Origin of the sequence: Phyllobacterium sp. A18/5-2 (genome assembly GCF_025452215.1) — a bacterium.
In the GTDB taxonomy this organism is placed as follows: Bacteria; Pseudomonadota; Alphaproteobacteria; order Rhizobiales; family Rhizobiaceae; genus Phyllobacterium; species Phyllobacterium sophorae.
On record NZ_CP104967.1, the window covers coordinates 88,316 to 108,993 of the forward strand.

The window sequence follows — 20,678 nt, forward strand, 5'->3', positions numbered from 1 at the left end:
TCCAGCATTTGGTTACGATTGAATCCATCCCTCACGCGGCTTCCAACGCCAATCGCCGTCAGTCTGCGCCATCAGGGGCAGTAAAAGCCGCCCGAGGTCCGTCACTACAGCAGCCAGACGTGGCGGCGCAGCGGCCATACGTTCGCGTCCGAGAAACGCCCGCCATTGCCGATCCCACACTTCGGCGTAGGCATCACTGAGACCCATCGGCCTCTCCTTCCGAAAATCTGTCCCTCTTCTAGCGAAAGTCTGGCGCGCGGCCTCCGCGAGGGTGGACCGCTCAAGCTCGAACGTTTCGGCGATCAGCCAAAGATCGTAGAAATCCTTCAGGCGGCTATTCGCCATGCCGAGTGTCACCAGCGCCTCGAATTTCTCGGCGATCACGGTTGCGACCGGATAAGCTCGAAGGCGCGGCGCCGGCGCATCGAGCAACGATGGATATTCTATATCGACCGGTCCCGGGGTGACGGCGTCGCCGAAGCCTATGTCCACCTGGATCGGAATGCGGGCGCCTGCGATGGTGGCCGTGGTGCGGACGCGAACGCCGCCATACTCGACTTCTTCTCGGATCGGCGCGGCTTCGAGCCCGTCCAGGTCGAAGACAACACCGTCATCCTCGACCGGCTGTGTGCAAATAGCGTGGAAAGTCTCTGCGATGGCCCTAGGACTGTTCTCGCCGTACCCCAGCAGGTCGAGGTCCCGCGTTGGCCGAAAAGGGTCGGCGACCCAGGCAACGAACAGCATCGCGCCCTTGAGGATGAAGCGGTCGCGATGCGCGGATAGGCTCAGCCGGTACAGGAACCTTTCGAGCGCATAGCGCGTCAACAGGATCTGAAAGTCCGTGCGTTCCGCGCGAGACCGATCCAGGAGCCGGGCGCGCACCGATGCCCCGACATTTTTCTTCGGTTCACCCGCCATCAGCCACCGTCGCTTCGACATAGGGTCGCATGGTCGACCAGATTCTGGCCCTCTTCGCATAAGCCCAGAGTTCGTCACTTGTGGTCTTGCGCCGCCGGAGCCCCTCGCGCAGCCCCTCCATCGCAACATCGAGGCCGACTTTCGTCCGATAGCGGAAGCAATCGACGATCGAGCGCGCCGGATTTGTGATCGGCACCTCGACCCCCTCGATGCGATGCCGTTCGACGCCCTCGGTGAGAGCGGCGCCGGTGAAGCGTACGAAACGGATAGGCGGATAGTCGATCTTAGGGCGCCAAGCCGTTCGATCGATGGCCATCCAGACCGCCGACGGCATCTGCAGCGTCAGCTCATGAAATTGCAGCGCCGAGGTCAGGCAGACGATCCCTTTCGGCACAAGCGCCGATGCCTCGGCCAGGACATGTCGTGCGTCGGCCGCAGCGTCGGGAAGCTGGTAGAGGCCGCGCGCCGGACGAACGACTTCTTCATCTCGTACGAGACGCGCGAGCGTCTCTGAGCCAATGCCGTGCGCGGCGAAATCCTTCAGCCGCAGCATATGCCGGGCTTTCAGGAGTTCCAGTGCGCGAGCCCGTTGGGTGCCAGCCGTGTCCACTTCCGTGATGTTTCCTCTGCCGAGACTCATAACAGCAGAGGTTTTAACACATTCCCCTCTGAAAAACACCCATGTTCAGGGCGGGTGTGAGATCCATCAGAATCGACCGGATTTTGCGGCCATGGCGGTTCGTCGCGGGGACCGCCGTCCTCAAATCTCAGCAGAACAGCATGGAGCTTCGCGACAATTCCAGCGACGGATTGGGCACGCTCGGCCCGAATGGCTCCCGCCAGTTCGTCCCGATGGACTCCGCCTCTGCCCTCAAATGTTTGTGCGGCCAGAATGCTGCGCCTGATCAATCAAGGGCGGGGGCGTCTTCGTCATCCGCGCAAATCGCAACAATAGTCGAGGCATCCAAGAACATTAAACGTCCCACATTTCATCGATGTACTTCTGCATGTCGAAGTCTGGCCTGTTTGGTCCCATTCTCGCCTTCACATCGTCCTGAATCTCGTTAATGCGGACCTTCAAGGGTAGAGCCTCTCGGGCGCGGGCCAGTTCGTTCTACAAGGCGCGCCTGACGGCCTCGGTTTTGTTTGGTGCCTTTGTCAGTTGCTGAACCTTTACGGCCAGAGCATCAACGTCATTGTCGCGATGTAGAGAGACATCCTTTAGTCCTCCATGGGTGTTTTTGGAGTATGCGTCATGAGCAAGGCGATGCCGCACTTAGATATCAAGGCACGCGCAGAGCTTGCAAGGCAGGTTACACCAACATTCGGCATCGGAATGCCGTTGCGGCAATCGAATTGTTTTCAGCGCCGGAATTCAACTGGCGGACAACGTGCCATCAAGCGCAGGCAAACTTCGACCATCCCTCTTGTCAGCAGAACACCTTTGACGTTTGTGCCCCAATGCCGCTGCTTGCAATAGCAGGCGGCAGAACCAACGCGACCTTGGTTGATCAACAGTCGTCAGTTTCTCCGGCTTGCTCATCAAGAAACGCCTCACGTAAGACATTAGTAGCATGGTCCGCCTCCCGGCGTTTTTCCAAGGCGTAGAGCAGATCATACCAAAGGCGCAAGCGCACCCCGCTAGACTCCCCGTATGCGGTGCGATAGTCTCAATTTCAATGGGCGACAACGATACGCTATGGGAAAATAATTGGCTGGCATGAAGTCAGGATCTGATCTGTTGCGTATCGAAAATCTGGGCATTTCATTTTCAATGCTCGGTGGACGTATGGACGTCGTCAAAGGCGTTAATCTGCGCGTTCTGCCAGGAAAAGTTACCGCACTTGTCGGTGAATCCGGCTCGGGCAAGTCGGTCATCAGTCAATCCGTCATGGGGATTTTGCCCAACACGGGAAAAGTCACCGGAAAAATTCTCTTCACCGACCCTCTGGACGGCAAGACCACGGATATCTTGCAATTGTCGCGCGATGGCGAGGAGATCAGGGCCCTGCGCGGCAGCCGAATGGCCAAGATCTTTCAAGAACCGATGACGTCCCTGTCGCCACTGCATACCGTCGGTAACCAGATCAGCGAAGTGCTGGCGATCCATACCAGCGCAACGAAAGACGAACGGCGCGCGCAAACCGAAGACATGCTCGGCCTTGTGGGTTTTGCCAAGCCAAGCCGCACCTACGACATGTATCCATTCGAGTTGTCTGGCGGCATGCGCCAACGCGCCATGATCGCCATGGCGCTCATCTGCCGGCCAGCCCTTTTGATTGCCGATGAACCGACAACGGCGCTCGACGTGACCATCCAGGCGCAAATTCTCGAGCTGCTGCGCGACCTTCAGCACAAGCTCAATATGGCTATGCTGCTGATCACGCATGATCTTGGTGTCGTCGCCAATGTGGCAGACGAGGTAGTTGTGATCTATCACGGCGAGATCATGGAGGCGGGCCCCGTCGATGCGATCTTCCGCAGGCCGCAGCACCCCTATCTGAAGGGCCTCATGGCGGCCGTTCCACACTTCGACATGAAGCCCGGCGAAAGACTGAAGGCCCTTCGTGAAGTGCCGGTCAATTCAGAGACGCTTTGGGCCAAGAAGAAACGGGTCGAGAATGCTCCGGAGGTACTTGTATCCGTTCGCGATCTGACCAAAACATTCACCACGCGCAAGTCCGGCCTGTTCGGCGGCAAGGACAAGACACTCGTTCGGGCCGTCGATGGAGTCAGCTTCGACATTTATCGGGGTGAATGCCTTGGCCTGGTCGGTGAAAGCGGTTCCGGGAAAACCACGGTCAGCAAAATATTGATGCGGGCGGTTACACCCGACACCGGCGCCGTTAGCTTCGATGATGGCAGCGGCAAGATCGACGTCCTGGCCGCACAGGGTGATGCGCTCATGGAGCTTCGCACCAAAATCCAGATGGTATTCCAGGATCCAGTCTCCTCTTTGTCCCCGCGCATGACCGTGCAGAATATCCTCAGCGAGCCGTTGGAAATTCATGGGCGTGGCGACAGCGACTACCGTCTTGAGAAGGTGCGGGGGCTGATGTCGGCGATCGGGCTCGATCAGCGCTACCTCAACCGTTATCCGCACAGCTTTTCTGGTGGCCAGCGTCAGCGTATCGGCATCGCTCGCGCCTTGGCATTGGGGCCACAATTGCTGATCTGCGATGAACCCGTCTCGGCACTGGATGTGTCGGTGCAAGCGCAAATCCTCAATCTTCTCAAGGATTTGCAAAAGCAGCTCGGACTGACCTATCTGTTTATTTCCCACAACCTTGCGGTCGTCGACTATATGGCCGACCGTATTGCGGTCATGTGCGGTGGGCGTATCGTGGAAATCGCACCAAGAGAGATTATCCTGCGCAACCCAGTCCATCCCTATACAAGGGCACTTCTTGCAGCCGTGCCTTTCCCCGATCTTGATCGGCCGCTTGATTTCGAGACCTTGCAGGCCAGCGGCGCATCCGATCAAAGAGCTTGGGGTCCGCAATTCTCCACCGATGGCAGTGACCGGCCGCTTGCACCAGCAGACCTTGGCGATGGACATCTGGTCCTTGCAAGGCGTAATGTCGATCCTCGGGAGTTACGCTCGTGATAACGCGCCGTACTGTTCTTGGTACTGTTGGCCTTAGTGCCCTTGGCTGTGCACTACCGGGTCTGACGCGCGCCGCCGATCGCGAACTTGAGCCGGAATATTTGGATGACCGGCTGAAAGCGCGCAGTATTCCCCCGCTTAACGAGCGCCTGCCGAAGCGCCCGCGTATTGTCGGTCTGAAAACGATGGGGCGGACGCCAGGCCGATATGGCGGCACGGTCCGCACGATCATTGGCAGTGGGAAAGACGTCCGCCTGATGACGATCTACGGCTACGCGAGGCTCGTTGGTTATGACGAGCATCTTGTCATGCAACCGGATATCCTTGAAGCATTCCAGTCTGAGAACGATACCGTCTTTACCTTCACGCTCCGCGACGGCCATAAATGGTCGGACGGTTCGCCTTTGACCGCAGATGATTTCCGTTACTGGTGGGATGACGTCCTGCTCAACAAGGATCTGACGCCAGGCGGCGGCTCACTTGATCTGCGCGTCGATGGAAAGCTGCCACGCTTCGAGGTTCTCGATGCGTTGACGGTCCGCTACACCTGGGAAAGGCCAAATCCGAATTTCCTGCCAGGCCTTGCCGGCCCGCAACCACTGATCATCGTCGGACCATCCGCCTATTTGAAGCAATTTCATAAGAACTATCAGGACGAATTCAGGCTTTCCGCGCTGATGAAGGAAAACCGGGTGAAGAAGTGGGCCGACCTCCACATCAAGATGTCGCGCGAATATCGGCCGGAAAACCCTGAACTTCCAACGCTCTACCCATGGCGAAATACGACAGCGCCCCCGGCAGAACAATTTGTCTTTGAGCGCAACCCGTTCTTTCATCGTGTCGATGAAAACGGCCGGCAATTGCCCTATATCGACCGATTTGTGCTCAATGTCAGTTCTTCATCCATCATCCCGGCCAAGACTGGCGCCGGGGAAAGTGATCTGCAGGCGACAGGCATTGATTTTGCCGACTATACTTTCCTAAAAGATGCCGAGGACCGATATCCGGTCAAGGTCGATTTGTGGAAAATGACACGCGGCTCGCGCGTGGCAATCCTGCCCAATCTCAATTGCGGGGATGAAGTCTGGCGCGCGCTGCTGCGTGATGTGCGCGTGAGGCGCGCGCTTTCGCTTGCCATCGACAGGCACGAAATCAATATGGCGGTGTTTTACGGCCTGGGAAAACCCAGCGCCGACACCGTTTTGCCCGAAAGCCCCCTGTTCAAGCCGGAATATGCCAAAGCATGGATTGATCATGACCCGCATAAGGCAAATGCCCTGCTCGACGAGGCCGGTCTTAACAATCGCAATGATGACGGCCTTCGGCTGCTTCCTGATGGCCGCCCGGCGGAAATCACCATTGAAACACCAGGCGAAAGCACCGTTGATACGGATGTTCTTGAGCTGGTCACCGACCATTGGCGCAAGATCGGTATTGCGCTGTTCATCCGCACCTCGCAACGCGATATTTTCCGCAGCCGCGCCCAGGCCGGCCACATCATGATGTCCATCTGGTACGGGATCGAAAATGGCGTTGCAACCGCCGACATGAACCCGCAGCAACTGGCCCCGACATCGGACGATCAGCTGCAATGGCCGCTGTGGGGCATGCACTATCTCTCGCTCGGCCAACATGGCCAGGCACCGGATCTGCCTGAAGCGGCAGAGCTGATCAAGTTGCAAAACAGCTGGCGGGAAACTGCCCACATGGCCGAGCGCACCGCTATCTGGCATAAAATGCTGGCAATCTTCACGAGCCAGGTTTTTTCCATCGGCCTCGTCAATGGGACCTTGCAGCCAATCCTTCGGTCGGACCGCTTGCAGAACGTTCCCAAAAACGGGCTCTATGGCTTCGATCCAACCTCCTATTTTGGGATTTATATGCCTGACACGTTCTGGTTGAGCGAGGAGCAGGCCTAGAATGCTGAAATACATTCTGTGGCGCATCGCCGCCATGATCCCCACACTGCTGATCATCTCCGCTCTTGTCTTCGTCATCATCGAATTGCCGCCCGGAAATTTTCTGGACAGCCAGATCGCCGAAATGCAGGCTCAGGGCGAAACCGTGAACATGCAGGATCTGGAAGAACTACGCCATCAATACGGGTTCGATCAGCCACCTGTTCTGCGCTATTTTCATTGGCTTGGCGGCATGCTGCACGGCGATTTTGGCTATTCCTTCGAGTATCAGCTACCGGTCAGTGAAGTGGTCGGGGACCGGATGTGGCTGACGATCCTTGTCTCCTTTGTCACCATTTTGTTCACATGGCTGATCGCATTTCCCATCGGCATGTATTCGGCGACCCACCAGTATAGCTGGAGCGATTACGGCCTTACCTTTTTGGGTCTCCTTGGGATCGCCATTCCAAATTTCATGCTGGCGTTGATCTTGATGTATTTCGCCAATATCTGGTTCGGCACCTCCATCGGCCATTTGATGGACCAGAAATTTCTCAATGAGCCCATGAGCTGGGAAAAGGCGCGATCAATCCTTTCCCATCTGTGGATTCCGGTCATCATCGTTGGCACAGCCGGGACAGCGGGCATGATCAGGCGGCTGCGCGCCAATCTCTTGGATGAACTGCAGAAGCAATATGTCATGACTGCGCGCGCCAAGGGGCTGCATCCGTTCCGCACGCTGGTCAAATATCCGCTGCGCATGGCGTTGAATTTTTTTCGTCTCCGATATCGGCTCCATTTTGCCGTCGATCATATCGGGCGCCGAAATCACCGCGATCGTCCTTTCGCTGGAAACCACCGGACCGATGCTGATCAAAGCGTTGCAAAGCCAGGATATGTATCTTGCAGGCTCCTTCTTGATGTTCCTGGCATTCCTGACGGTCATCGGCGTGCTGATATCGGATATCGCGCTTGCCTTTCTTGACCCGCGCATTCGTCTTGCTGGCAGGAGCACCAAGTGACGGCGCCGCTTCCTTCCCCCGGCGCGCCCTTGCAGCACTATGTCTCGACGGCGCCGTTCGATCCGATGTCGGTCGAGGTGATGACCGACGAACAGGCGAAAATCCATCTTGCATCGCAAACGCGGCTGATGTGGTGGAAATTCAAACGACACAAGGTGGCCCTGGCATCCGGCATTTTTCTGCTGCTGCTCTACGGCATGATCATCATTGCCGAGTTTCTGGCGCCCTACAATCTGCACACGCGCAATGTGGATTTCATCCATTCGCCGCCGCAGCGGGTGCATTTTTTCCATGAAGGCAGGCTTGTCGGGCCATTTGTCTATGGCCGAACCATGCAGCTCGACATCGACTCTTTAAAGCGCAACTACACGGACAATAAAAACGATGTGCAACCGATCCGCTTTTTATGCCGGGGGGACAGCTATCGCTTCTGGGGGCTTGTGGAAAGCAATATCCATCTCGTGTGCCCGGCAAAGGACGGCCAGATGTTCCTGCTGGGCACTGACCGGCTGGGACGCGATGTCTTGTCGCGCATCATTTATGGCGCCCGCATTTCGCTGACAATCGGGCTGATCGGCATCACCATCAGTTTCGTTCTGGGCATCATCATTGGCGGGCTTGCCGGCTATCACGGCGGTCTGTTCGACCTTTTGGTGCAACGCGTCATCGAGGTGTTGCAATCCTTGCCTAGTTTGCCGCTATGGATGGCGCTGGCGGCGGTTATGCCGGTAACCTGGAGCCCGATCCTGATCTATTTTGGCATCACCATCATTTTGGGGATGCTCGACTGGACCGGGCTTGCCCGTTCCGTGCGCTCCAAACTTCTGGCCTTGCGTGAGGAAGACTATGTTTTGGCGGCGCAGCTGATGGGGGCAAAAAGCGGACGCATCATCGGACGCCACCTCGTCCCTGGATTTATGTCGCACCTGATCGCGACGGCGACCATTTCCATTCCCGGCATGATACTGGGCGAAACGGCGTTGAGCTTCCTTGGTCTTGGGCTAAGGCCGCCCATTACCAGTTGGGGTATTTTGCTCACCGAAGCGCGCAGCGTCAGTGTCATTGCCTTTTATCCCTGGCTGCTGTTCCCGATGATTCCGGTAATTCTTGTTATCCTGGCGTTCAATTTCTTGGGAGATGGGTTGCGCGATGCCGCCGATCCATACAGATAGAGTCCGTTAAATTAGCATACTCACGGCTGTTTCAAGTGCACTGCGCGGGTCAACCCGCAAAACAGAGGGTTTTGACCATGATGCGGCGTTTTGAAGATGCACGGATCTTGATGTACAGCCACGACACCTTTGGCCTTGGCCATCTGCGGCGGTGCAGGACAATCGCTCATTCGCTCGTAGAGGACTATCGCGGGCTCAATATTCTGATTATCTCCGGCGCGACCATCGCCGGAGCATTCGACTATCGTGCGCGTGTTGATTTCGTGAAGGTGCCAAGCGTGATCAAGCTGCGAAATGGCGAGTACACCTCGCTTGCCCGCCATATCGATCTGCATGAAACCCTAAAGATGCGCCAATCGATTATCCGCCACACCGCCGAGACATTTCAGCCCGACATCTTTATCGTCGACAAGGAACCGATGGGCCTGAAGGGCGAGGTCGAGGAAACGCTTGCCTACCTGAAATCGCGCGGCACGACACTCGTGCTTGGTCTTCGCGAAGTCATGGATGCACCGCATCTGCTCGAAGCCGAGTGGAAGAATAACAATGTGATGCACAAGATCGATGAGCTCTATGACAATGTGTGGGTTTATGGACCGCCGGATTTCTACGATCCCTTCGTGGATCTGCATGTGCCGGCGAGCGTCCGCGACAAGATGAAGTTTGTCGGTTTCCTGCAGCGCAGCCTGTCACAAGACCATGCTCCCAGCCATGTTCCAGAAGGTGATTATATTCTGGTGACAACCGGCGGCGGCGGCGACGGGGCAGATCTCGTCCACAACGTCATCCATGCCTACCAGCAGGATCCGACGCTTCAACACAAGGCGTTCATCGTGCTTGGTCCCTATATGCCGGCCAAGCAACGGGCCAAGCTGGTGAGGAAGGGCAGTAAGATTCCCTATATCCAGGTCATCGAATTCGATAACCGCATGGAAGAACTCATCGCCGGCGCCAAGGCCGTTGTCGCCATGGGTGGTTACAACACCTATTGCGAGATTTTGTCCTTCGACAAGCCAGCGCTTATCGTGCCGCGTATTGCACCGCGCGAGGAGCAACTGATCCGCGCGCAACGCGCTTCAGAACTTGGTCTGATCGAGATGCTGCTGCCCGAAGAGGCAGAGGATCCTTTGCGCTTGGCGCAAGTGCTCAAACGCCTGCCGGAGCGCGCACCACCATCCCAAACCGGCAAGGGTGAAGGCATGCGGCTGGAGGGCCTGGTCCATATTTCCGAAATCGTCGGCGATTGGCTTGACGAACGCGAGCAGCCACTTCCTGCCGTCGCGGAATAGTATCTGGCTCAAGCATGCACGCTCCACTCATACGCCGCAAAACCCTCGTCGTTCTGAAGGGTTATCCGCGTCTGTCCGAAACGTTCATTGCCCAGGAGTTGCTGGGGCTGGAGCGCGCCGGTTTTGACCTGACGCTCATCTCCATGCGCAAGCCGACCGACAAGAAGCGTCATCCCATCCATGACGAGATCAAGGCCCGCGTCGTCTATTTGCCGGAATATCTGCACGACGAACCACTGCGGGTGTTGCGCGCCCTTGTTGCTTGCTGGAAAAAGCCGAACTTCAAGCCACTCATCAAGCGATTTTGGGCGGATCTGCGCCGTGATGTTTCGCGCAATCGCTTTCGCCGCCTTGGCCAGGCGCTGGTGCTGGCGCACGAATGGCCGGATTGCGCTGAATGGCTGCATGCGCATTTCATCCACACCCCCGCTTCAGTCACGGCCTATACCAGCATCATCACCGGCGTGCCATGGACCTGCTCGGCCCATGCCAAGGACATCTGGACGTCGCCGGATTGGGAGCTGACGGACAAACTCGAGTCGGCCCGCTGGAGCGTCACCTGTACGCGTTCGGGGTTCGAGCACATGCGTCAACTCACCAAACGCAAGGATCGGGTTCATCTGAGCTATCACGGTCTTGACCTGGCGCGCTTTGGACAATTTGATACGCTTCGCTCCAGCCGCGACGGCTCCAGCAGGTCGGATCCGGTGCAGATTTTGAGCGTTGGCCGTGCCGTTCCCAAGAAGGGCTATGACATCCTTCTTCACGCTCTTGCGCTTTTGCCAGCCAATCTCAATTGGCACTTCACCCATATTGGCGGCGGCGACGAGCTGGCAAAGCTCAAGCCATTGGCGGAAAAAGCTCGCCATTACCGACAAAATTACCTGGAAGGGCGCGCTTGCCCAACAAGAGGTGCTTGCGCATTACCGCAGTGCGGATCTGTTTGCCCTTGCCTGCCGTGTTGCCGCCGATGGCGATCGTGATGGGCTTCCCAATGTGCTGGTTGAGGCCTCGAGCCAAAACCTTGTCTGCGTCTCGACCAATATTTCTGGAATTCCGGAACTGTTGACCGGCGGCGAAAACGGCTTTGTCGTTCCGCCCGAAGACCCGCGCCTTCTCGCCGTCGCACTTGAACACGCCATTCGCCAGCCTGATCTGCGCCACCGGCTTGGACAAGCTGCCGAGGCACGCGTGCGAGCGCATTTCGACCATAATTCCAGCATCCGCCAGCTCACGCGCCTGTTCGAAAGCGAGTGGCAAAAAGCATGACCGCACCGCGCGTTTTCTTCTATGTCCAACACCTTTTGGGGATTGGCCATCTCGCGCGTGCCAGCCGCATTGCCGCAGCTCTTGCCGAGGACAATTTCGACGTGACGGTTGTCACCGGTGGATCGCAGGTTCCGGGTTTTCCAGGTCCCGGTGTCCGCTCCGTTGCGCTGCCTGCGGTTCTTGCCGGCAACGCAAGTTTTTCAGGCCTTGCCGACCAATTTGGCAACCCGGTCGATGAAGCGTTTTTGCACCGCCGCCGCGATCTTCTGCTTCAGGCATTCCATGCGGCCTGCCCGGACATTGTCATCCTGGAAGCTTTTCCCTTTGGACGCCGGCAAATGCGGTTCGAGCTCTTGCCTTTGCTTGACGCAATTTCAGCCGCGTCACCACGGCCAATGCTTGTGACGTCGCTCCGCGACATCCTGCAGGAGCGCACAAAGGCGGGCCGCGATAAAGAGACGGTCTGTCTCATCAAGGCACATTTCGATCATGTGCTCGTCCATGGGGATCCGTCCTTCATCACGCTGCCCGATACGTTTCCGCTGGCGGGCGAAATTGCCACCAAGATCATCTATACCGGCCTTGTTGCCGGTGCGGCTCCCGCCCCGCCTGCCGACGCATATGACATCGTCGTTTCGGCCGGGGGCGGCGCCGTCGGGTTGGATCTTGTCCGCTCGGCTCTGGAGACGGCCAAACGTTCCGCCTTTAGCGGATCGTGGTGCCTGATAACCGGTCCAAATCTACCGGAGAGCGATTTTACCGCTCTTTCTCGGCACGCGCCGGACAATGTCACGCTCGTGCGCTTTCGAAACGATTTTCCGTCTTTGCTCAAGGGCGCGAAGCTGTCGATTTCACAGGCGGGTTACAATACGGTCTGCGATATTCTACAGGCACAATGCCGCTCGATTCTCATCCCGTTCACCGCCGGCGGCGAGACTGAACAAAGCGTGCGCGCCACGCGCCTGGAGGCGCTTGGCCTGGCTATCGCTTTGCCGGAAAACGGCCTTGACGCCGACATTCTTTGTGAAGCGGTTGCGGCAGCCTTGTCCCGGGTCAAACCTCATGGACACAAGCTGGATTTGAACGGCGCACAGCGCACAGCGGCGGTCTTGCGCGGGCTTCTCTAACGACACCCACATCATATAGCGTTCATGGCTTGGATGCTGTAGGCTTGGGCCAATGGATCATGGAGTTCGTCCATGGGGTCTTCAAACGTTTTAATGATTGAAATTCTTGGCTGTTTCACAGCGCGCGGTTATCCATGGAAAAAGTCTAGGACGTTATATCTGGTCGAACACACGACTTCAGCAGATTTGGATTCTGTGTGTCGTGGCGGTGTCGATGATTCCATACTTCCTGTCCTTCGATCTGCCGAAACAGATCGTAAACGGTCCCATTCAGGGTATGGGGTTCGACGCGCCCGGCGCCACGCAGACCTTCATGCGCATCCAGTACGATATTCCCTATATCGGCAATGTGGTGTTTTTCAACGGGCTCGAGCTCACCCGCTTTCAGATGCTGATGGCGCTCAGCCTGGTGTTCCTGTTGCTGGTCATCATCAACGGTCTGTTCAAGCTCTATATCAACACATACAAGGGCCGCCTTGGTGAGCGCATGTTGCGGCGCATTCGCTTTGAACTAATCGACCGGGTTTTGCGTTTCCCGCCCGGCCAGTTCAAGCGGGTAAAGTCAGCCGAAATCGCCACGATGATCAAAGATGAGGTGGAGCCGATGGGCGGCTTTACCGGCGATGCCTTTGTCCAGCCAGCCCTGCTTGGCGGCCAGGCGTTGACTGCGCTTGTCTTCATCATCATGCAAAATTTCTGGCTTGGCATGATTGCTGCGGGCATCGTCGCCATCCAGGGCGTTGTGATCCCGCGCATGCGCAAGCGATTGCTTGAACTTGGCCGCCAGCGCCAGCTGACGGCACGCGAATTGTCGGGCCGCGTTGGCGAAATCGTCGACGGCATCGGCACCATTCACGGCAATGACACGTCGAATTTCGAACGCGCCGATATCGCCGCGAGGTTGGGCCTGATTTTCTCCATCCGTTACGATCTTTACCAGTGGAAATTTCTGGTCAAATTCATCAACAATTTCCTGGCGCAGGTTACGCCCTTCCTGTTCTATTCGATTGGCGGTTTTCTCGCATTGCAGGGCCGTCTGGATATCGGTCAGCTTGTGGCCGTCATCAACGCCTACAAGGATCTGCCTGGCCCGCTGAAGGAATTGATTGACTGGGACCAGGCACGCCAGGATGTGCAGGTGAAATATGCGCAGGTCGTCGAACAGTTCAACGTCGAGCGTCTCGTCGATCCGCGAATTCAGGCTTTGATGCCCGAAGCGGTCAGCCGTCTTGAACATTCCTTGCAGGCGGTCAACCTCACACTTTCCGACGACAGTGGCGCGCCGCTGCTGCGCCATGTTTCTTTGGAGATAAACCCCAGCGAGACCGTTGCTATCGTTGGCAGTGGTGGCAGCGGCGCGGAATATCTGGCCGAGGCCTTTGCCCGGCTCATCTGGCCCGAGCAGGGCCGCATCACCATTGATGGCAAGGACATCCTTGAACTGCCGGAATCGGTCACCGGGAGGCGAATTGGCTATGCCGCCTCCGATACTTACTTCTTCCATGGAACGCTCAGGGATAATCTCCTTTATGGCCTCAAGCACGCCCCGCTGACCAAGGTCGAATATGAAGGAAAGAGCGCCGCATACTACAAGTGGAACATCAATGAGGCACGCCGCGCCGGCAATCCGGAGCTGGATCTTAACAGCGACTGGGTGGACTACGCCTCCGCTGGTGTGACCGGTCCCGACGATCTTTTCAAGGTCGTGCGTCCCGTGCTCGATGCCGTCCTGATCTCGCAGGACATTCTCGATATGGCGCTGCGCTCGACGGTCGATACTGCCGCCCATGCCGATCTGACCGACCGGATCGTCGAGTTGCGGCAGGCTTTGCGCAAGCGTCTGAAGAAAGAGGACCTTGACGACCTCGTCGTGCCATTCAAGCTCAACGCCTACAATGCGCAGGCCACCGTTGGCGAAAACCTTCTGTTCGGATCGATGAAGCGGCCGATGATGACCAATCGCAAACTGGCCGCCCATCCCTACTTTCGCGCGGTCCTGCGCGAAAACGATCTGTTGATCGATCTTTATACGATGGGCCTTGAGATCGCCGAGAATGCGGTGGAACTGTTCCAGGACTTGCCGCCAGACCATCCGTTTTTCCAGCAACTGACCTTCATGACCGCAGATGATATCCCGCTCTATCAGCAGCTGCTGCAAAAGCTTAAGGGCCACGGCATCGAGGCCGCCTCGTCGGATGAACGCACAAGCATCATTCGCCTGAGCTTTTCCTATATTGAACCCAGACACCGCTTTGGTCTTCTCAATGATAAACTCATGGCAAAGATCGTCGATGCCCGTGAAAGGTTCCACAACAACCTGCCCGATGACCTCAAGGCTGTCATTGAACGCTATGATCCAGAGCAGTTCATCGCTTCTGCAAGCTTGATGGACAATGTTCTTTTCGGCCGGATCGGCTTCACACAGGCCGACAGTTCGGAACGCGTCAACACGATCCTGCGCGATATCTTCGACCGCCTCGACCTGTTTGAAAGTGTGCTCTCCATCGGCATGGATTTCGACGTTGGCTCAGGCGGCAAACGGCTGACCAATGTGCAGCGGCAAAAACTCAACGTCGCACGCGCATTGCTCAAGCGGGCCGATTATGTGATCTTCAACCGCCCTATGCCGGCCCTCGACCAGCGCGTGCAGGATCAGATCACCCACAATATCATGGAGAATTTGCACCAAGAAGGCCATGCCCCGGCAATCATCTGGGTGCTTTCCAATACGGCCCTTGCCAATCTGTTCGACCGGGTGATTGTCTTCGACAAGGGGACTTTGGTCGAAGATGGAACGCACGCGACTCTTTTGAAGAAAAACGGTATATTTAAAGAACTGGTGTCATAACAAGCTGTCACAAAGGCGGGGAACCTGGATGGCGCAAAAGGGGGATAGTGGACGTCTATGTTGCTGAAAGATGAAGTCGAGATGTTGCGGCGCGTGCCGCTGTTTTCTGGGGTTGCGCCAGCCAAGCTGAAGCTTCTGGCCTTTACATCCGATCGCGTCAGCTACAAGGCAGGCCAGACATTGTTCCGCCAGGGCGATCCGGCCGATGCGGCCTACGTCATCCTTACCGGTGCAGCCGATATTTTGTCGGACACACCGAGCGGCGAAATCAAGGTCGCCGAGATCGAGCACGATTCCATCGTCGGTGAAATTGCCATTTTATGCGATGTATCACGGACCGCGACCGTCAGAGCAAATTCGGCCCTGGAAGCGCTGCGCATCAGCAAGGACCATTTCCTCAAACTTTTGAGCGATTACCCGGAAATGACGATCGAAATCATGCGGGTGCTTGCCGACCGCCTCAGCCATACGACCACGGAACTTAGCGAGGCGCGCAGCAAACAGAAACAGGCAGCAAAGTAGCTGCCTGTCGACGCTTTGGCGGCCTATGGCTCACCCCATGCCGATTTTCAGATTTTGACGAGCATGGCAGTGATGTACATGAAGCTGGCGCCCGCAGCCAGACCGCCAAATGTTGAAGGTGCAAGCAAGGCGGAAATGCCGGCACTGCGCGAGCGCACGATGAGAGCGCTGACCTCGATGATGACCTGAGCGATCGCGCCTGCCCCGATTGCCAGAGCAATTGCCGTCCACTGGGGGGCATAGGCAAGGCTGCCAATCCATATTCCGATAACGGCGGGCCCTCCGGCCAGGAGTGTCAATCCTGCAAAAGCGGCGAGCGTTGGCGTTTTTCTCAATATCGGCGCGGCAATCCCAATACCTTCGGTGATATTGTGAAGCGTAAAGCCGAGGACAAGGAATGTTCCCAATCCGGCGGCACCGGCGGTAAATGCCGCGCCGATAGCCAGTCCCTCGCCGAAATTGTGCAGACCGATACCAAGCGCAATATAAGTCGCCAAAGCCAGGCCCGTTGGTGTTCCGTGTCTTCGCCCGATACCCATTAACACGAGGAAGCTGGCCGCGGCCACCAGCACGACCATGGCGCTTCCCTGGAAAATTGCCGCCGACTTTGCTGCAAATTCCAGCGCCTCAACCAGGGTGTCGATCAAAAGGAATGCCAGCAAACCCACCGTCATCGCCAGGAGGAACGTCATCGTTCCCGGGCCCGCACCACGCAGTGCCGGATAGCACATCAGGCCGATGGCGACAGGAAGAATTCCAACGAATGCACCCAGAATTGCTTGCGCCCACAGGCTTGAAGAGGTGGCGAGCGGCGTTGGCACGGCTACGGCGATCTCGTGCTCGAACGTCGCTCCGGTATTTGTGACAAAATTGACCTTGTGCGTTTCGCCAAGCACCCACGGGAAGGGCAAGCTGATCCAGGCTGTTTCGCCCCGTGCAATGCGGCCCTGCGGGTTTTGCTGGAATTCCCAATAGGCATCGTCGACCTGGACCTGGGCAATCATCATCGGATCGGAGCCTCCGGCACGCACCAGGAGCTGCAATCCGTTGTGGTCAAGGATCGTTCGCTCGATCGTCAGGTTCTCAACCGGCGGGGCGCCGTTGTTGAAACTTTGCAGCGGATTTGCCTGGAACAGCCACACGATTGCCATTGCCAGGACGGCGATGGGGACAAGCAGCCAAAGCCAATGCGACAATCGTGGCGATGCCGGCGCGCGCGGCTGGGTAACGTTGACAGGTTTGTGCATCATGACACCGTCTCCCTGACATCGAACATGCCCATCCAGCCAAGTTCGGTAAATTCCGATTGATGCGCATGGAACATGTAGAGCCCCGGCTCGTTTTCCTTGAAGGTAAATTCAAGAATGCCGCGCTGGGCCTGACACTGCATGATCAGATCGACCGTCTTCAGTGTCGGCGTCAATGTCGTTCCCTGATCGTAATAGTCGAAGAAATTGGCATGCAAATGGAACGAATTGATTGGATCAAACTCGGTAATATTGACCAGATAAATCCGAACCGGCCGCTCACGCGCGATCTTGATCGGTTCCTTGGCATAACAATGCGCGATCGTGTTGCATGCGTAGAACTCATTTTCGCCGTCGAAATTCGTGTCGAACGCATTCATCACCATGGCCAGTTCCTGCCAGTTTGCGTTTTCAGGCGAACCAAGAAGGCGTGACTGTGCAACGTCGACATGCTCCGGGTGACGGGCCGGATCAGGATCAATGACAAACAGGCCGTACATGCCTTTGTGGAGATGCCGGGTCAGCGGCAATGCATGGCAATGGTAAAGATGGCAGCCAAACGGCTTTGCATCGAATTCATAAACGAACTCTTCGCCCGGGTCGATGACACCGGCCCCTGGCACACCGTCCATCCGCGCCGAATGGATTCCATGGAAATGCAGCGAATGCGGGTGCGAGCCATTGTTCTTCAAAGTGATCTTGAGGCGGTCTCCCTGCGTTGCCCGCAGTGCAGGCCCAGGGACCCCGGCCATTATAGGTCCAGGCCGGGAACATCACACCTGGCGCGATCTCAATTTCCTTTTCTTCGACGGTGATTTCGAAGCTGCGCTGTTTGCGCCCGTCGGGAAGCTCGCTCACGACACCGGTATACCAATCGGTGAGCATTGCCGTTGGATCGAAACCGTTGCGCGCACTATCGACGGTCCCGACCGTCATCATCGCACCATGCGCCGACCTGTGGGCAGAAGCCGCAGCGTCAGCGTTTGGTGCCGGACCGCCGTGATTGCCATGGGCTTCCTGCGCGCTCGCAGTGCTGGAACAAATCGCTGATGCGCCGATTGTTGCGATACTTCCGCCCAACAGACGTCGTCTGCTCAGATTTGTCTGTGCCCATTTCAGCATCCGTCCCGCTCCGATTAGCAACCTAGATGAATTAAAGCATTGTACTCAATTTATAGCAAGTGCTATAATTGCTGTCCTCATTTGCCTGCTTGAAAATCCAAACTTTTTTTAAGGTGTAGAAATTTGGTGCATATGATGAAAGAATAGCCAGGGCTAACTTAGGCAAACCGGCTTCAAAAAAGTTTACGGAAGTGAAGATCAGATGATACCCGACGATAGCGCGCGCGGCGATGGCGACAGTCTGCTTGTTGATCCCAGCACCCATATGGAGAGTTTTCGCCGCACCCGTCACAATCGCCGCACGGAACTGATTGAAGACTATGTCGAACTGATTGCCGATCTGATTGAAGACGGGGGCGAGGCCAGGCAGGTCGATATCGCTCTGCGCCTTGGCGTGGCGCAGCCGACGGTGGCAAAGATGCTCAAGCGGCTGGCATCCGACGGCTATATTCAACAGCGGCGCTATCGCGGCATCTTCCTCACCGATACGGGCAAACAGCTTGCAGAACAAAGCCGTGAGCGCCACCAAATCGTTGAATCGTTCCTCTGCGCTATCGGCATCTCTCTCGAAACGGCAAGGATTGATGCCGAAGGTATCGAACATCATGTGAGCCCTGAAACCTTGGAAGCCTTCAGGCTTTTTGTGGCAAAGACCAACCCTTGATCAATCGGGGCCAGAGACGATCTCTCCGCTTAAAAGATTTACCTTGAAATTGCGCGATGGCAGGCCTGAAAGGTAGCGGTCCATCATGCGCAGCATCCGTCCGAAACGTTCCTGGGCGCCGCCGGTTTTGATTGCAGCAGCGCTGGCATAGACCAGGATCAAAAAACGATAGGCACGAAGCTGCTCTGGTGAAATACGATCGAGCGCCATTTCACTGCCCATGCGCAAGCGATACCAGTCGCCAAGCAAAGCGAGAACCGGGATTGCATCCAGCTGTTCGATGGTGACACCGCCCGCTTCAGATAGCGCCTGCAACGTCACAACTGCACCGTTACGGGCGCGCTGCGCATGGATCAGCGTAACTGCATCCTCAACAGGAAAGGGCTGCGCACATTGGCTCAGCACAAGCAGGTCGCCGAGATTGAGCTGCGGGATGATCCGCGCCAGATCCTTCGGCCACTCGCGCCGCAAATAGCGGTATACGACCAGCTGATCGACATGCTCCGACAGGAATTGACCGTAATGGTCGGCATCAAGCATCCTGCCAACCTTCTTGCCCGTTAGATTGATCTCGATGCGATACTGCTCCTGGATGGCAGGATTAATCGGCAGGTGATCCAGGCTTAATGTTTCGATATCAAGGGTGGCACCATCCAGCGTCACGATCTTAAGTGCCGGGGGAAAGGCAACCAGCGATGGGACCCCAACATTGACGAGGAAGCCCCCGTCCTTCACCACCCGTGCGGTATCATTGATGTGGAGATGCCCGCTGAAATGGATGCGCAGCCCTGCATCCATGGCCGCGCCCGCCACATCGGGCAAAGGCATGCGCTCGCTTGAACTTGTCCTGCCGATAAGCCCAAGCTCATCGTGCGTTGTTGCATCGAGCATATCCAGCATCGGATAATGTGAAAACGCCAGCAACTGCTTGCCGTGGCGTTTTGCTCTTGCGGCAACATCTTTTGCCCAATCGAGCACGAAACGCTTGTGTTTCCGCATGGCATTCCAGCCGGCATTGGTGCTGTCGATGAACGCCCCCGCATCGCCTGTCGCAAATTCCCCATTGCGCGGCTCAAACACATTGGCATCAATCATCAACAGCCAAAGACCCTCCACCGGTTCAACGAGATAAGACGCATCCATCAACTTGTATTGGTTTTTCCCGTCGTTGGAACAAACCAAATAGAGCCGCTTTTCAGGATGATCATCCGCCCCAAATGGCGTTTCCCAATGCACGTCAGCCGGGCGGCGAAAGAAGCCGATATCCGGCAGTGCCTGTAATGCGGCGGGATAACCCGGGCAATACATTTTGTCGCTCACCACCATTCCATCCGCGTCGTCATCGACGAAGCCGCCGTCACTGGCAACGATCGTATAGGTGCCGTCGGCGTTGAGCAGGCGCTTGGCGTGATGGCGACCGTTCGGGCCAAAAATATCGTGATTGCCAACGGTTGCGATAAAGACAAGCCCATGATCGCGAGTATAGCCGTCAAGCAATTGTCGCAACGCGCCAAGGGTCGCCACCTGGCCGTCATCGGAATAGTCGCCAAGCAGGATGACGAAGCGAATACCGCGCGCCACCACCGCCTCCAGCGCCGCTTTGAGCGCATCATAGCTCTCGTTGAACACGCGGGTGGAACGCACCGTATCGGTCAGCCGGCGCGCGGTCATCCGGCCGGCCCCCGTCTTTATGCCGGCAAAGTCATAATCGCCATAAAGATCATGGAAATGTGCGTCGGCAATGACCGCGATCGGTGGGAACTTCGAAGAAGTCATGAATCAGGCGTTCCGGCTGGCTAAGTTCACGAACTTATACATTTTGTAGTGACAATTGTCATAAAGCTTAAAAATCAGATGACCATCGCCTACATATGGTCACACGCAGGTTTTTATTGCGTTATTGACAAATAAATCGAAATCCAAGTCTCGCATAACGAATGCAGTTTGGTTACGGTACCCGAAAAAAGCGGGGA

Annotated in this window: 12 protein-coding genes and 3 pseudogenes; 10 read left to right on the forward strand and 5 right to left on the reverse strand. The window is 56.7% G+C overall.

The features are described 5' to 3' along the window. Positions 1–12: 12 nt before the first annotated feature. Both N8E89_RS18910 and N8E89_RS18915 read right to left on the reverse strand, forming a co-directional pair. Entirely contained in the window at positions 13–918 is a 906-nt protein-coding gene (locus tag N8E89_RS18910; protein WP_262263348.1) for a nucleotidyl transferase AbiEii/AbiGii toxin family protein, read from the reverse strand. After that, positions 908–1,471 carry a type IV toxin-antitoxin system AbiEi family antitoxin domain-containing protein gene (locus N8E89_RS18915; RefSeq protein WP_262263349.1) on the reverse strand — a complete coding sequence of 188 codons (564 nt, stop codon included), beginning with the start codon at positions 1,469–1,471 and terminating at the stop codon, positions 908–910. The genes N8E89_RS18910 and N8E89_RS18915 overlap by 11 nt, the downstream gene beginning before the upstream one ends. Positions 1,472–2,638: 1,167 nt before the next feature. Between N8E89_RS18915 and N8E89_RS18925 the strand changes: the two genes are divergently transcribed. The 9 genes and pseudogenes from N8E89_RS18925 to N8E89_RS18965 all read left to right on the forward strand — a co-directional run bounded on the left by N8E89_RS18925 (position 2,639) and on the right by N8E89_RS18965 (position 15,672). After that, positions 2,639–4,525 carry an ABC transporter ATP-binding protein gene (locus tag N8E89_RS18925; RefSeq protein WP_262262770.1) on the forward strand — a complete coding sequence of 629 codons (1,887 nt, stop codon included), beginning with the start codon at positions 2,639–2,641 and terminating at the stop codon, positions 4,523–4,525. Continuing rightward, positions 4,522–6,444: an ABC transporter substrate-binding protein gene (locus N8E89_RS18930; protein ID WP_262262771.1), complete on the forward strand. Its 1,923-nt coding sequence runs from the start codon at positions 4,522–4,524 to the stop codon at positions 6,442–6,444. The genes N8E89_RS18925 and N8E89_RS18930 overlap by 4 nt, the downstream gene beginning before the upstream one ends. Before the next feature lies 1 nt (position 6,445). Then, positions 6,446–7,445, forward strand: a pseudogene (locus N8E89_RS18935) (ABC transporter permease). Then, the gene (locus N8E89_RS18940) at positions 7,442–8,617 is read left to right on the forward strand and encodes an ABC transporter permease (protein WP_113173527.1); all 1,176 of its coding nucleotides are present in this window, start codon (positions 7,442–7,444) and stop codon (positions 8,615–8,617) included. Before N8E89_RS18935 ends, N8E89_RS18940 begins: the two are co-directional and overlap by 4 nt. Positions 8,618–8,694: 77 nt before the next feature. Next, positions 8,695–9,906: a glycosyltransferase family protein gene (locus tag N8E89_RS18945; RefSeq protein WP_262262772.1), complete on the forward strand. Its 1,212-nt coding sequence runs from the start codon at positions 8,695–8,697 to the stop codon at positions 9,904–9,906. A gap of 14 nt (positions 9,907–9,920) precedes the next feature. Next, positions 9,921–11,175 (forward strand): annotated as a pseudogene (locus N8E89_RS18950) (glycosyltransferase). Beyond that, complete coding sequence (locus N8E89_RS18955; RefSeq protein WP_262262773.1) at positions 11,172–12,302, forward strand: glycosyltransferase family protein; 1,131 nt, start codon at positions 11,172–11,174, stop codon at positions 12,300–12,302. The pseudogene N8E89_RS18950 and the gene N8E89_RS18955 overlap by 4 nt, the downstream one beginning before the upstream one ends. Positions 12,303–12,516: 214 nt before the next feature. Then, positions 12,517–15,150 (forward strand): ABC transporter ATP-binding protein, encoded by a 2,634-nt coding sequence (locus N8E89_RS18960; RefSeq protein ID WP_262262774.1) that lies wholly within the window; start codon positions 12,517–12,519, stop codon positions 15,148–15,150. A gap of 57 nt (positions 15,151–15,207) precedes the next feature. Then, positions 15,208–15,672 (forward strand): cyclic nucleotide-binding domain-containing protein, encoded by a 465-nt coding sequence (locus N8E89_RS18965; protein ID WP_100003791.1) that lies wholly within the window; start codon positions 15,208–15,210, stop codon positions 15,670–15,672. Positions 15,673–15,719: 47 nt separating this feature from the next. Here N8E89_RS18965 and N8E89_RS18970 read toward each other — a convergent pair whose 3' ends face one another. Further along, positions 15,720–16,922 (reverse strand): ZIP family metal transporter, encoded by a 1,203-nt coding sequence (locus tag N8E89_RS18970; protein ID WP_262262775.1) that lies wholly within the window; start codon positions 16,920–16,922, stop codon positions 15,720–15,722. After that, a pseudogene (locus N8E89_RS18975) lies at positions 16,919–18,041 on the reverse strand (multicopper oxidase domain-containing protein). The gene N8E89_RS18970 and the pseudogene N8E89_RS18975 overlap by 4 nt, the downstream one beginning before the upstream one ends. Before the next feature lie 202 nt (positions 18,042–18,243). Between N8E89_RS18975 and mntR the strand changes: the two are divergent. Further along, a complete protein-coding gene (gene mntR / locus N8E89_RS18980; protein ID WP_262262776.1) occupies positions 18,244–18,705 on the forward strand; it encodes a manganese-binding transcriptional regulator MntR in 462 nt (153 codons plus the stop codon). Here mntR and N8E89_RS18985 read toward each other — a convergent pair whose 3' ends face one another. Next, positions 18,706–20,481, reverse strand: coding sequence for a metallophosphoesterase family protein (locus N8E89_RS18985; protein ID WP_262262777.1), 1,776 nt, complete (start codon positions 20,479–20,481; stop codon positions 18,706–18,708). Between the last annotated feature and the right edge of the window lie 197 nt (positions 20,482–20,678).

Excerpts from the sequence above, each read along its gene's own strand:
- N8E89_RS18910 (WP_262263348.1), bottom strand. The coding sequence starts at position 918 with ATGGCGGGTGAACCGAAGAAAAATGTCGGGGCATCGGTGCGCGCCCGG.
- N8E89_RS18915 (WP_262263349.1), bottom strand. The coding sequence starts at position 1,471 with ATGCTGCGGCTGAAGGATTTCGCCGCGCACGGCATTGGCTCAGAGACG.
- N8E89_RS18925 (WP_262262770.1), top strand. The coding sequence starts at position 2,639 with ATGAAGTCAGGATCTGATCTGTTGCGTATCGAAAATCTGGGCATTTCA.
- N8E89_RS18945 (WP_262262772.1), top strand. The coding sequence starts at position 8,695 with ATGATGCGGCGTTTTGAAGATGCACGGATCTTGATGTACAGCCACGAC.
- N8E89_RS18955 (WP_262262773.1), top strand. The coding sequence starts at position 11,172 with ATGACCGCACCGCGCGTTTTCTTCTATGTCCAACACCTTTTGGGGATT.
- N8E89_RS18960 (WP_262262774.1), top strand. The coding sequence starts at position 12,517 with ATGATTCCATACTTCCTGTCCTTCGATCTGCCGAAACAGATCGTAAAC.
- N8E89_RS18965 (WP_100003791.1), top strand. The coding sequence starts at position 15,208 with ATGTTGCTGAAAGATGAAGTCGAGATGTTGCGGCGCGTGCCGCTGTTT.
- N8E89_RS18970 (WP_262262775.1), bottom strand. The coding sequence starts at position 16,922 with ATGATGCACAAACCTGTCAACGTTACCCAGCCGCGCGCGCCGGCATCG.
- mntR (WP_262262776.1), top strand. The coding sequence starts at position 18,244 with ATGATACCCGACGATAGCGCGCGCGGCGATGGCGACAGTCTGCTTGTT.
- N8E89_RS18985 (WP_262262777.1), bottom strand. The coding sequence starts at position 20,481 with ATGACTTCTTCGAAGTTCCCACCGATCGCGGTCATTGCCGACGCACAT.